This is a genomic window from Campylobacter sp. 1569 (genome assembly GCF_024723675.1).
Lineage (GTDB): Bacteria > Campylobacterota > Campylobacteria > Campylobacterales > Campylobacteraceae > Campylobacter_D > Campylobacter_D jejuni_C.
The window spans coordinates 117,939-130,742 of sequence record NZ_JANQDB010000004.1; the positions used below are offsets into that span (position 1 = coordinate 117,939).

Genomic DNA, 12,804 nt, shown 5'->3' on the forward strand with positions numbered 1-12,804 from the left:
TAAAAAAAGTGTAGTTTTTTCAAAACTACACAAAATATTTATTCTACGGTAACACTTTTTGCTAGATTTCTTGGCATATCTACATCATTGCCAAGTCTTATAGAAACTTCCAAAGCAAGAAGTTGCAAGATTACCATCATTTCGAAAAATTCACACATATAGTGTTCTTGTTTTGAAGTTCTTATAAAATCATCGCTTAAATCAAAATCAAGCGGGGAAATAGCAAGCAAGGTAGAATCCCTTGCAGCTAATTCTTCTACATTTGATTTAGTTTTTTCATAAAGACAATTTTGTGGCATTAGCGCAACGGTAAAAAGCTCACTATCTGCTAGAGCAATAGGTCCATGTTTCATCTCTCCTGCTGGATAGCCTTCAGCATGTAAGTATGAAATTTCTTTAAGTTTTAAAGCACCTTCTAAAGCTAATGGATAAAATACATCTCTTCCTATAAAGAAAAAGCCATGACCGTGTAGGTATCTTTTTGAAATTCTATGTACTTTTTCATGTAAGTTTTGTTCAACTTTAACTATACTTGGTAAGCTTCTTAGAGCTTTGATTTCTTTACTCATATCCAAATTTGCTTTTTGCGCAAGATAGATTGCAAGCATCCATAAAGTTGCCACTTGAGTGGCAAAGGCTTTAGTTGAAGCTACGCCTTTTTCAATGCCCGCTCTAGTAAGTAAAGATATATCAGCTAAACGCACAATGTTAGAATTATCCACATTGCATATTGCTAAAGTTTTAACTCCTTGTGCTTTTGCTATTTTTAAAGCTTCTAGTGTATCAGCCGTTTCGCCACTTTGAGAGATTACTACAAAAAGAGTGTTTTTACCTATAATAGCTTCTCTGTATCTAAATTCACTCGCTACTTCAACTTTAGTTTTAATTTTTGCAAGTCTTTCAAGTAAATAAGCTCCACTTAATGCTGCATGATAGCTTGTGCCACAAGCACAAAGCGTGATTTCATCTATATTTTGCAAAAGAGTTTCATCTATATCTTCAAAAACAATCTGCTCACCTTGTAAGCGTCCCATTAAAACTTCACCTAAAACTCTACTTTGCTCATAGATTTCTTTTTCCATAAAAAATCTATAACCATCTTTTTGAGCATAGCTTTTATCTTTGCTTAAAGCTACAAAAGTAGGTTGTATGCAAGCTTGATCATGGCAAATTTTGCATTCGTTTAAATTTACATATCCATAATCTCCATCTTCAAGATAAGCTACTTTATCCACTAAAGAAATTAAAGGCGCATCACTTGATGCAAAATAATATTCATTTTCATCACCATTTTTTCCGATGATGAGTGGCACTGCATTTTTAGCAAAATAAATTGTATTAGGATCTTTTTTACTTACAAGTAAGATTGCAAAAGCACCTTTTAGTTCAGCTATGGTCTTTTTAAAAGCTTCAAATGGTTCTAAATTACTTGCATGGTATTCAAATAAATGCACAATAACTTCAGTGTCAGTTTGACTTAGAAAATTAATACCTTCTTGTGTGAGCTTTGTTTTTAATTCTTGGTAGTTTTCTATGATTCCATTATGTATTACACAAGAGTATTGTCCCAAATGTGGATGCGCATTTATTTCGGTTGGTTTTCCATGAGTTGCCCAACGCGTATGGCCTATAGCAAGTCCAAAGCCATCACTATTAAAATTAGCAGTTTTATTAGCTAAATTTTCTAATTTTCCAACCGCTTTAAAAAAGTCTAACTCACCATCTTTCATCACTGCTATACCAGCACTATCATAACCTCTATACTCAAGCTCTTTTAAGCCTTCTAATATGATTTTTTTCTTTTCTTTAGTTCCTATATAACCTACTATTCCGCACATCTTTTACTCGCTTATTAGTGATTTAAGAATTTGATCTTTATGATCTTGCAAGCTTTCATTTTTATGCAAAATCAAAACATTTCGCGTTCTTTCTTTTATGGTTTGAATTTTTGCTGCGCTTAAGATAATATCATATCTTGCAAGCACATCCATCACATAAGCCATCAAACCTTTTTGATCTTTTGTGTTTAAGGTTATTTTGGCATAGCTTTTGGAATAATTCATATCTAATTTTAATTCATCTTTTTTAATGTTTGGTTTTTTTGCCTTTTTTTGTACTTTTAAATGTAATTTAGAATTTAGTAAATTTTCTAAACTTTGCTTTTGAGTATCGCTTACTATATCTGAATATTCAAATTTCAAATAAACTTTTTCATCAAATAATTCAAAGAAACTCATAAAGACTAAATTTAAAGAACTTAAGGTATTGAGTATATTTTCAAGATTATTTTTTCTATTCATTATAAGCTCTAGGGTAAAATTATCTTGATTATCAAGCCAAAAAGTAAAATTTTCCTTTTGTGCAATTTGTGTTATTTTAATGATTTTTTCAAAACTATTTTTTATAAAAAAGAGATTAGATTTAATATGAGTGATATTATCTTGAGTTTGCTCATCAAGATCTAAAAAAGCCTTGCTTCTTTTTAGAGTTTGTTCTTTTTTTACTCTTCTTTGGCTCTCATCAATTAAATTCTCATCCTCAAAGCCTTCTAATGCATTTTGAAACAATCTTTCTAAGCTTTTATAATAAAAATGATTTTCTATGCCCAAAGCTTTAGCATTGCAAAAAGATAAAAGATGTAAGGTTTTTAAGGTATTAATATCGTTTAATTTGGAAATAAAATTTAAAACAATAGTAGAATTATAGATATCTTCTTTTTCTATAATGTCTTTAAAAGCGTTAAAATTTTTATATAATCTTAAGCCAAAATCTAAAAGCTCATTGTCAATTTCAAATTTTCCCACATAAGCTCTATAAATATTTGCTAAAGAAATTTCATTTTCTTCATGAATAGCACTTAAAAGTATGGTGAGTTTTATTATTAAAAGTGTATTTTCATCAAAGTCATAATCTTTTTCTTCAAAGTATTTTAAGCAAAGTAATGCTCTATCTAATGCACTATAAATACCTTCTTCTTCGAGTAAAAATTTACTTTGAGTAAGAGGTTTGCAAAAATCTTTTAAAATATTAGCATCAGCAAGAAGTTTTAAAAGAGCAAAAGAATGTTTTCTTTTTAAGATCTTTTTGAATAATTCTAGATTTTCATCTTTATTTTCTGCTCTTTTTAATGCAAAAATGAGTTTGATATCAAAATTATAATCTTTATCATCTAATTTTAAAAGTTGATTTAATATCAAGCTTAGGTTTTCACTTTCGCTAGAATAAGTAAAAAAGCTATCTTGTGTTTCATAAAGCTTACTATCTTTATAGTGTTTTTCTTGGATACACCTTGCTAAAAATTGCGTATAAATTCCACAAGTTTGCATGCATTGCATAGCTTTTTGAATAAGTATGGATTTAAGATCTAAATTTTTCTTTTCTTTTTTTTGCATTAAGTTAGCAAGTTCTTGTGAATTTTGTATTAAGAATAAATTAGTGTTTTTACCTTCTAAAAGATTCATTGCACATTTAAGTGAAAATAAAAAATCACTCGCAAGTTTAAATTCACTTAATTCTTTTTCGTTGATAAAATTAAGCATATAATTTTTAGGAGAATCTTTAAATAATATACTTAAATTTTCTATATCAAGTTGCTCATCTAAACCGCCAAAATTTTTATTAATATCAAATTCTTGCTTAATTAAAGGTTGATGATAAGGGTTAAATTCTTGCAAAATTTTCAAAGCAAATTCTTCTTTTAACTCATCTTGAGCTTGAGAAATTTTTTCTTTGATTTGTTTGAATAAAATCTTAGATCCACAAATATAACGATATTGTAAAATATTTTGTTTTAGCTCATTTTTGGCTATATTATAAAGTCCATTTATTTCACAAATTTGATAATTGATATTTAAATTAATATCATTTAAAGAAGCAATAAATGCTTTCATTAAAGGCTTGATATTATAAGCTTTTATATCTTTATAAATAAGCAATAAATCAACATTTTCTTTTATACTTAAATTCATTTTAGCATATTGTTTAATAGCGATGATACAAAAAGGGAATTTATCATTATGCGGAAAATAATCATCGAAAAAATCATTCAAAACAAGCTCATAAACATCTTCTATAAAACGATCAATTTCTTTAGAGTGATAAAAACTAAATGAACCTTGTTTTAAAAAAAGTCTAGAACAATAAGCTTCATAATCTTTTAAAGAATTTTTTAATTTTTGAATTTTTTGCATATCCATAACTTGATAATAATCCTTATTTAATTTTACTAGTATCATACCAAAAATACTTTGTATTAAATTTTAAGTAAGTTAAAATTATAATTGTAATTTAAATTTAAAAAATGGTAAGAATATGCAAACAATTATAGAAAAACTAGAAAATCAAGAAAGATTAAATGAAGAAGAAGCTAATAAACTTTGGGATTTAGAGCTTTTTACTTTAGGTAAATATGCACAAAGAATTCGTACTAATTTACACGATAAAAAGGTTTATTTTAATATCAATCGCCATATTAACCCTACAAATATATGCGCAGATACTTGTAAATTTTGTGCTTTTTCAGCACACAGGAAAAATCCTAATCCTTACACTATGTCGCACGAAGAGATAATGAAAATAGTCGATGAAACAGTTTTAAGAGATACTAAAGAAATTCATATTGTTTCAGCACACAATAAAAACACATCATGGCAGTGGTATTTGGAAATTTTTAAAATGATTAAAGAAAAATATCCATTTTTGCATATTAAAGCCTTAACTGCTGCTGAGATTGATTTTTTAAGCAGGGCTTTTAATATGAGTTATGAAGAAGTGATAGAAAAAATGCTTGAGTATGGTGTTGATTCTATGCCAGGTGGCGGGGCTGAAATTTTTGATGAAGAAGTTAGAAAAAGAATTTGTCATGGTAAGGTAAGTAGTGAAAATTGGCTAAAAATTCACAAACTTTGGCATGAAAAAGGCAGACAAAGTAATGCCACAATGCTATTTGGGCATATAGAAAGTAGAGAAAATAGAATCAATCATATGATAAGATTAAGAAATCTTCAAGATCAAACCGGTGGGTTTAATGCCTTTATACCTTTAGTTTGGCAACAAGATAATAGTTTTATTACAGGTAAAAAACCACTTGGCTCGGTAGAAATTTTAAAAACCTTAGCTATTGCAAGGATAGTGCTTGATAATATTAAAAATATCAAAGCTTATTGGGCAACCATGGGTATAAATTTAGCTATGGTAGCTCAAGATTTTGGTGCAAATGATTTAGATGGTACTATAGAAAAAGAAAGTATACAAAGTGCAGGTGGGGCAAAAAGTTCAAATGGCTTGAGTTTAAAAACTTTTATAGAAATGATTCAAAGCTCAGGTTATATAGCAATAGAGCGAGATAGTTTGTATAATGAATTAAAAACTTACTAAGGATAAAAATGGATTTTTTTAAACTTAAAGAGCATAATAGTGATGTAAAAACTGAAATTTATGCAGGTATTGCTACTTTTTTAGCAATGATTTATATCATACCGGTCAATGCGAATATTATGAGTAATTCAGGTATGCCACTAGAGGCTTTAATTGTTGCAACTGCTTTAGTAACTATTATAGCTACTACTTTTAGTGCTTTTTTCTCTAATACTCCTGTGGCTATGAGTGTGGGTATGGGGCTAAATGCGTATTTTACTTTTAGCGTGTGTAATACTTATCAAATTCCTTGGCAAAGTGCTTTGGGGGCTGTGTTTTTATCAGGTATTGTTTTTACTTTGCTATCTTTTACTAATTTTAGAATTTGGGTGATAAAAAGCATACCAAATGATTTAAGAAAAGCCATATCAGCAGGTATTGGAACTTTTATAGCTTTTATGGGGCTTGTGCAAATGGGGATGATCACTAAAAGCGAAGCAACTTTAGTAGGTTTGGGTGATTTTTCAAGCACTAAAGTGCTTTTTGGATTGTTTGGCTTGTTTTTGGTTTTTGTTTTTTGGGCTTGGAGGATTAAAGCCGCATTTATCTTAGCTGTTTTTGTCAGTGCTTTGTGTGCTTGGATTTTTGGTATTGATGGGGCTAAATTTCCAGAGCAACTTTTTTCTATGCCAGTTATAAGCGGAGATAATGGTTTAAGTGCAATATTTGGTAAACTTGATATAAAAGGAGCTTTAGAGCTTAGTATGATTCCTATAGTGCTTACTTTTTTTGTTACACAGCTTTTTGATAGTGTAGGTACAATCACAGGTGTAGGCTCAAGAGGAAAAATCTTTGATGATCCAAAGCAAGGTGAGAAAAAATTAGGCAAAACCTTGGGCGCTGATGCGGCTAGTTCGGCTATGGGAGCAGTTGTTGGTACCTCTACTGTAACTGCTTTTGTGGAAAGCTCAGCAGGGGTAGAGGCAGGAGGTAGAACAGGACTTACAGCTTTAGTTACTGCTATATGTTTTGTTTTTACTTTATTTTTATTGCCAGTATTTAAAGCTATTCCTGCAAATTCTATTTATCCTATTTTAGTGCTTGTTGGTGTTTTAATGTTTATGGAAGTTGCAAATATTAATTTTAAAGATAAAGCTATAGCAGTGAGTGCGTTTTTTATTATTATCATGATGCCACTGACTTATTCTATTACCACAGGTTTTGCTTTTGGTTTTATTGCATATTTATTTATGCGTATCATGCAAAAAGAATTTGATAAAATTAATCTTGGTATTATTGTATTAAGTGCAATTTCATCTTTGGTATTTTTATTACAATTTTTATAGGAAGTGATTATGTATTATTATGCTTATGAAGAATTTCAAAAAGAAATTATTCCTTTTACGCGCAAAATTAAGGAAGAATTTAACCCTGATGTTTTACTTGCTATTGCAAGAGGTGGTATGACTTTAGGTCATTTTTTAGCAGAAGGTATGGGAAATAGAAATTTATTTTCTTTAAATTCTATTCATTATGAAGATACTCAAAAATTAGATACGATTAAAATTTTTAATATTCCTGATCTTAGTTCATATAAAAAAATTCTTTTGGTAGATGATATTATAGATAGCGGTGAAACTATGATGGAGATCAAAAAAGTTTTAATGGAAAAATATCCTCATTTAGAACTCAAAGTAGCAAGTGTTTATTACAAATCCTCGGCTTCATTAATCCCTGAATTTTCTATAAAAGAAGCTAGAGAGTGGATTGAATTTTTTTGGAGTATAAAAATTTAAGCTTTTCAAAAAAAAAAAAAATATTATAATGGTATTGTGTATTTTATTTAATGAAAGGAAAGCATATGAACTTAACAAGAAGAAAATTTTTAAAAGGACTTGCTGCTACTTCAGCGATTGCTTCGGTTAACCCTTTAATGGCCGCAAGTGAGGGAACTAAATTTTATGATACTAAAAAAATTCCTCATGCAACTCACTTTGGTGCTTTTTGGGCTGAAGTAAATTCAGAAGGAAAACTTGTAAAAGTTACTCCACAACAATCTGATAAACATCCTTCTATTATCACTGATGCTATCATTGATAGAACTTATTCAGACACTAGGGTAAAGTATCCTTGTGTTAGAAAAAGTTTTTTAGAAGGAAAGAAAAGGCCTAAATTAAGAGGTAAAGAACCTTTTGTAAGAGTAAGCTGGGAAAAAGCTTTAGAGCTTGTATTGCAAAAATTAAAAGAAACTCCTATTGAAAATTTATTTAATGCAAGTTATGGTGCTTGGGGGCATGTAGGTTTATTGCACAATTGTAACTCAGTAGCAGGAAGATTTTTTAACACTGCTTTAGGTGGTCACATCGGCACCGATGGAGAGTATAGTAATGGAGCTGCCGGTAAAGTTAATGCTAGTATAGTAGGGGATTTAGAGGTTTATTCTTTACAAACTTCTCACGAGGTTATCTTAGAAAATACCCAAGTTTATGTTTTATGGGGAGCTGATCTTTATAAATGTAATCAAATTGATTTTAAAGTTGCAAATCGTGGTAATGATGAGTATTATAAAAAATACAGCAAATCAAATATCAAATTTATTACTATTGATCCTCAATACACTCAAACAGCAGAGATTTTAAATGCCCAGTGGATTAAAATTCGTCCAAATACCGATGTAGCTTTAATGCTTGGTATGATGAATTATTTATATAAAAGTGGAAAATACGATAAAAAATTCATTGAAAAATACACTGATGGTTTTGACAAATTCTTACCTTATTTGCTTGGAAAAACTGATGGTATTGATAAAACTCCAGCTTGGGCTGCAAATATTACTGGTGTTGAAGAAAAAGTTATTACTGCATTAGCAGATACTTTTGTGAAAAATAGAACTTTCTTAGCAGGCAATTGGGCTATGCAAAGAGCACACCATGGTGAACAAGCTGATTGGACTTTAATGGTTTTAGCTTCAATGATAGGTCAAGTAGGTTTACCTGGTGGTGGATTTGGCTTTTCTATGCATTATTCAGGTGGTGGGCAAGCATTTTCAGGCGTAAGATTACCGGTAGGCTTACCACAAGGTAAAAATAATCTTGATACTAATATCCCTGCGAGTAGGGTTTCAGAGGCAATTTTAAATCCTGGTAAAACAGTTAAATTTAAAGGCAAAGAAATTACCTATCCAAAAATCAAAATGATGTATGTAGTAGGTGCTTCTGTCTTAGGCCATCATCCGGATACAAATGAGCTTATCAAAGCTTTAAGAACACTTGACACATTAATCGTACACGAGCCTTGGTGGACACCTATGGCAAAAATGGCTGATATTGTACTGCCTTCAACTACAACTTTAGAAAGAGATGATATTAGTTTTGGTGGTTCTTACTCTCAAGATTATGTTTATGCTATGAAAAAAGTAATTGAACCTTATTTTGAAAGTAGAAATGACTATGATATTTTTGAGGAATTAGCAAAAAGAATAGGTGAGAGAGAACATAAAAAATTCACCGGTGGTAAAACTAAACAACAGTGGCTTGAAGGTTTTTATGGTAGAAGTGATTGCCCTTATTATATGGAATTTGCTGATTTTTGGAAACAAGGTTTTATTCATTTTGAAACTCCAAAAGAAGCTTACAACTTCGTAAGACATTCTGAATTTAGAGCTGATCCTATAGCAAATAAACTTGCAACAGAAAGCGGAAAAATTCAAATTTATTCACCAAAATTTGAAAAATATAACTTGGAAGACTTTAAAGCACATCCAACTTGGTTTGAACCAGCTGAGTGGTTGGGTAATGAAAAATTAGTTAAAAAATATCCTTTCCATTTAGTAAGCCCACATCCAAGATATAGAGTGCATTCTCAACTTGATAATACTTGGGTAAGAGATTTGTATAAAATTCAAGGTAGAGAGCCTGTGATGATTAATACAAATGATGCTAAAAAGCTTGGTATTACTCATGGAGAAGTTGTAGAGGTATATAATGATCGTGGATCGCTTTTAGCAGGTGCTTTTGTAACAGATAATATCATGGAAGGGGTTATTAGTATTCAAGAGGGTGCTTGGTATGATCCTGAAGATGTGAGCGATAGCAAGCCAAGATGTAATGCAGGTCATGTAAATGTTTTAACAAGCTCAAGACCAACTTCAACTATGGCTCAAGCAACTAGTGTAAATACTTGTCTAGTGGGTATTAAAAAACTAAAAGAAGTTATAAAACCTTATAACTCAACTACACCACCAGAAATTATAGGAGCTTAATAATGAAGAAAATTATATTAGTATTGACTTTTTTAGCTAGTGCTTTATTTGCTAAAGATATGTTTATTTTTAATGAAAAAGTAGATCTTTTAGATAGTGCTAGTAAAAAAGTAGTAGGACAAATTTATGAAGGCTCTAAAGTAGAGCTTGTAAAAGAAGAGGGTGAATATTCTTTGATCAAAGTTAAAGGCGAGGTTGTGGAGTCAAATCCAAAAAGCCTTGCTTATACCAAAGATGGAATTTATCTTTTACTTACTTTAAATACTAAAAATGCAAGTAATGAAATGGAATTTTTAGTTAAAAGTAAAGATTTAACCGATCAAGAAATTCTTGCTTGGGATGAGATAGAATTAACTTATTATGATACTTGTACAAGTTGTCATGCAGCGCATAAACCAAAAGAACATTTAATGGAAGAATGGGATGCATATTTATCTGCTATGCAAGGTTTTGCGAAAATTACTGATGCAGAAAAAGATAGAATTTTAAGATTTTTGCAATCTCATGCAAGTAATGGGCCTGTAAAGCTTGACTAATTAAAAATGAAAAGGTATTTGTTAGCCGTTTTATTTTTTGATTTTTGTGCTTTATCGTATGGCATAAGCACTTTATCTATAAGCTACAACGAAGCACAAATTTATTTTTATGATCATAGTTTAATTGCTATGATCGCTAGATTTGGGACTACTCTTTTTGGTCAAAATGATTTTGGATTAAGACTCCCTTTTGTTTTATTACATTCTTTAAGCTGTGTTTTATTATATATTTTAGCTTTAAAATATACCAAAACTTCCTTTGATGCCTTTATTTCTGTTGTGCTTTTTATATTGCTTCCTGGTAGTGTGGCTAGTGCTTTGCTTGTTAATGAATCAAGTATTGTGATATTCTTTACCCTTTTAATTTTAGTATTATTTGAATATAAAAAAATATTTTTATTTTATGTTTTATTAGTTTTAGTTCTTTTGATAGATGCAAATTTTGCAATTTTATATTTATCTTTTTTCTTTTATGCTATTTATAAAAAAGATAAATTGCTTATTATATGTTCTTTAATTTTATTTGCTATTGCAATGAGTGTCTATGGATTTGATGCAAGTGGAAAGCCTAAGGGGTATTTTTTAGATACTTTGGGTATTTTTGCAGCTTGTTTTTCACCTTTAATTTTCCTTTATTTTTTTTATGTTGTTTATAGAATTCTTTTGCAAGATGATAAGCCACTTTTATGGTTTATTAGTGCAACTACTTTTGTTTTTTGTTTAATTTTTTCTATAAGGCAAAGACTTTTTTTAGAAGATTTTTTACCTTTTTGTGTAGTTTGTACTCCTTTGTTAATTCGTTATTTAATGTCTTCCTATCGCTCAAGGATGCCACAGCTGCGTTTAAAACATAAAATTTTTATAGAATGTTCTTTAGTATTTTTATTATTTTTTTATCTTGGTATTATTTTTAATCAAAGTTTTTATTATTTATTAAAAGATCCCAAAAAACATTTTGCCTATGATTATCATATAGCTAAAGAATTAGCGTTAAATTTAAAACAACGCAATCTCACTCATATTTTTGCTCAAGATAAAGAACTAGCTTTAAGACTTAAATTTTATGGTATTTCTAAAGGCAAATTAGAGCTTCATTCTAGTAAAAAAGCTAGTAGGATTTATGTTAGTTTGGGTAATCATAAAGTTTATTATTCTATAAAATGAAGCAATCTTTTACTTCAATAGAGCTAATTTTTGTTTGTATTATATTATCTTTATTATTTTCTATGGCTTATGTTTATTATAAGCCTGATTATTTGCGTTTAGGAGCTGAGCAAGTTTTAAATGATATTAAATACACTAGACATTTAGCTTTAATACAAAATGATTTTAGAGCAAAAGAATTTAACATTGCTAAACGAGAGTGGTTTAAGGCTAAATGGCAATTATATTTTATACGCTCTAAATCTGCTACCAATAATGAGCAAACTTATACCATCTTTTTAGATAAAAATGGCGATGGTAATGCAAACATAGGTAAAAATATGATTAATAAAGATAGAGAAATAGCTGTTGATCTTATCAACCCTGATATATTAATGAATTCAGGTCAAAGTGGAGTGATAAATCAAAATGATTTTAAGGCAAATTTAAAATACAATATAGAAAAAACTTATGGTATATCTAAAGTTTTATTTGAAGGTGTTTGTAAAGGAAGTACACGTTTGGTTTTTGATGATTATGGCCACTTATATACACCTTTGAAAAATGCCACGCGTACTTATGATAAACTTGTATCTTTTAATAATGATTGCATTATAAGACTATCTAATAACCAAAATCAACATATATGTATTGTTATAAATCCTATTAGTGGCTATGCTTATATTCCTAAATTTACCTCCCATAAAGAACAAAATATAATTTTAAATAATAAACAAATATTTTGTCATAATTTGTAATTATTTTTTATTTTATTAGTAATTTATTTTATTTTTACTATAATTTTTAATAAAATTATTACAAGGAGTATCAATGTTTAAATTTAATAGCTTGTCTAATAAATTAACTACAATAGCTTGCGTTTTGATAGCAATTATACTAATAGTTGTAAATATAATTAGCTATTATGAATCTAAAGAAAGTACTAGTTATTATCTAGAAGAAATACAAAAGAAAACCATGTTTGATGTTAACTATATGTATTCAAGTTATTCAAATAGCAAAAGAAGTATTATAGAATCGCTAGCATATAGCTTAAGTAATATTGTGCATAATGCTAATGATAGGGAAATTTTTAGTGTTTTAGATACCGCAAAAAGATCGGGTGGCTTTGATACCATTCATTTTGGTTTGGAAGATTCGGGTAAAGATTATCAAATTGACACCAAATTTAATCTTCATAATGATCCTAGTAAATTTGATCCAAGAACAAGGCCATGGTATAAAGAAGCAAAAGTAGCAGGAAAGCTAATTGTTACCGATCCTTATAAGAGTATAGTTTTAAACGGACAAATGGTTGTAACGTATTCTATTCCAGTATATAGCGACAAGGGGGGGGGTAAGTTTATAGGTGTAGTAAGTGGAGTTTATAATCTCAATACTTTCTCTAAAGATGTGTTAGCATTAGGTCATTCTGATAGCTCTTATGCAGGTGTGTATGACAAAGAAGGTATGGTGATATTTCATGAGGATCAGGAAAAAATGCTTAGT

The 12,804-nt window shown here is 29.5% G+C and carries 10 protein-coding genes; 8 read left to right on the forward strand and 2 right to left on the reverse strand.

Going from position 1 to position 12,804, the window contains the following annotated elements; genetic code table 11:
* Window positions 1–38: 38 nt before the first annotated feature.
* Both glmS and CAMP5060_RS03355 read right to left on the reverse strand, forming a co-directional pair.
* A complete protein-coding gene (gene glmS, locus CAMP5060_RS03350; protein ID WP_214100746.1) occupies window positions 39–1,838 on the reverse strand; it encodes a glutamine--fructose-6-phosphate transaminase (isomerizing) in 1,800 nt (599 codons plus the stop codon).
* A gap of 3 nt (window positions 1,839–1,841) precedes the next feature.
* The gene (locus CAMP5060_RS03355; protein ID WP_337217905.1) at window positions 1,842–4,196 is read right to left on the reverse strand and encodes a nucleotidyltransferase; all 2,355 of its coding nucleotides are present in this window, start codon (window positions 4,194–4,196) and stop codon (window positions 1,842–1,844) included.
* A 115-nt stretch (window positions 4,197–4,311) separates the two neighbouring features.
* Here CAMP5060_RS03355 and mqnE point away from each other — a divergent pair, with 115 nt between their 5' ends.
* From mqnE to CAMP5060_RS03395, 8 genes are all read left to right on the forward strand, one after another.
* On the forward strand, window positions 4,312–5,376 hold the full coding sequence (mqnE, locus tag CAMP5060_RS03360; protein ID WP_087700259.1) for an aminofutalosine synthase MqnE: 1,065 nt from the start codon (window positions 4,312–4,314) through the stop codon (window positions 5,374–5,376).
* 8 nt (window positions 5,377–5,384) lie between these two features.
* On the forward strand, window positions 5,385–6,701 hold the full coding sequence (locus tag CAMP5060_RS03365) for an NCS2 family permease (protein ID WP_261544973.1): 1,317 nt from the start codon (window positions 5,385–5,387) through the stop codon (window positions 6,699–6,701).
* A gap of 9 nt (window positions 6,702–6,710) precedes the next feature.
* Window positions 6,711–7,151 (forward strand): phosphoribosyltransferase, encoded by a 441-nt coding sequence (locus CAMP5060_RS03370; RefSeq protein ID WP_087700255.1) that lies wholly within the window; start codon window positions 6,711–6,713, stop codon window positions 7,149–7,151.
* Between the two features lie 65 nt (window positions 7,152–7,216).
* Complete coding sequence (locus CAMP5060_RS03375) at window positions 7,217–9,616, forward strand: molybdopterin guanine dinucleotide-containing S/N-oxide reductase (protein ID WP_337217900.1); 2,400 nt, start codon at window positions 7,217–7,219, stop codon at window positions 9,614–9,616.
* 2 nt (window positions 9,617–9,618) lie between these two features.
* Entirely contained in the window at window positions 9,619–10,152 is a 534-nt protein-coding gene (locus CAMP5060_RS03380; protein WP_261544971.1) for a hypothetical protein, read from the forward strand.
* A 6-nt stretch (window positions 10,153–10,158) separates the two neighbouring features.
* Window positions 10,159–11,316, forward strand: coding sequence for a hypothetical protein (locus CAMP5060_RS03385; RefSeq protein WP_337217901.1), 1,158 nt, complete (start codon window positions 10,159–10,161; stop codon window positions 11,314–11,316).
* On the forward strand, window positions 11,313–12,053 hold the full coding sequence (locus CAMP5060_RS03390; RefSeq protein ID WP_087699440.1) for a pilus assembly FimT family protein: 741 nt from the start codon (window positions 11,313–11,315) through the stop codon (window positions 12,051–12,053). The genes CAMP5060_RS03385 and CAMP5060_RS03390 overlap by 4 nt, the downstream gene beginning before the upstream one ends.
* Window positions 12,054–12,126: 73 nt before the next feature.
* On the forward strand, window positions 12,127–12,804 hold a 678-nt coding region (locus CAMP5060_RS03395), incomplete at its 3' end, for a cache domain-containing protein (RefSeq protein ID WP_337217902.1).

Coding starts and splice junctions, on each gene's coding strand:
- glmS (WP_214100746.1), bottom strand. CDS start 1,838: ATGTGCGGAATAGTAGGTTATATAGGAACTAAAGAAAAGAAAAAAATC.
- CAMP5060_RS03355 (WP_337217905.1), bottom strand. CDS start 4,196: ATGGATATGCAAAAAATTCAAAAATTAAAAAATTCTTTAAAAGATTAT.
- mqnE (WP_087700259.1), top strand. CDS start 4,312: ATGCAAACAATTATAGAAAAACTAGAAAATCAAGAAAGATTAAATGAA.
- CAMP5060_RS03365 (WP_261544973.1), top strand. CDS start 5,385: ATGGATTTTTTTAAACTTAAAGAGCATAATAGTGATGTAAAAACTGAA.
- CAMP5060_RS03370 (WP_087700255.1), top strand. CDS start 6,711: ATGTATTATTATGCTTATGAAGAATTTCAAAAAGAAATTATTCCTTTT.
- CAMP5060_RS03375 (WP_337217900.1), top strand. CDS start 7,217: ATGAACTTAACAAGAAGAAAATTTTTAAAAGGACTTGCTGCTACTTCA.
- CAMP5060_RS03380 (WP_261544971.1), top strand. CDS start 9,619: ATGAAGAAAATTATATTAGTATTGACTTTTTTAGCTAGTGCTTTATTT.
- CAMP5060_RS03385 (WP_337217901.1), top strand. CDS start 10,159: ATGAAAAGGTATTTGTTAGCCGTTTTATTTTTTGATTTTTGTGCTTTA.
- CAMP5060_RS03390 (WP_087699440.1), top strand. CDS start 11,313: ATGAAGCAATCTTTTACTTCAATAGAGCTAATTTTTGTTTGTATTATA.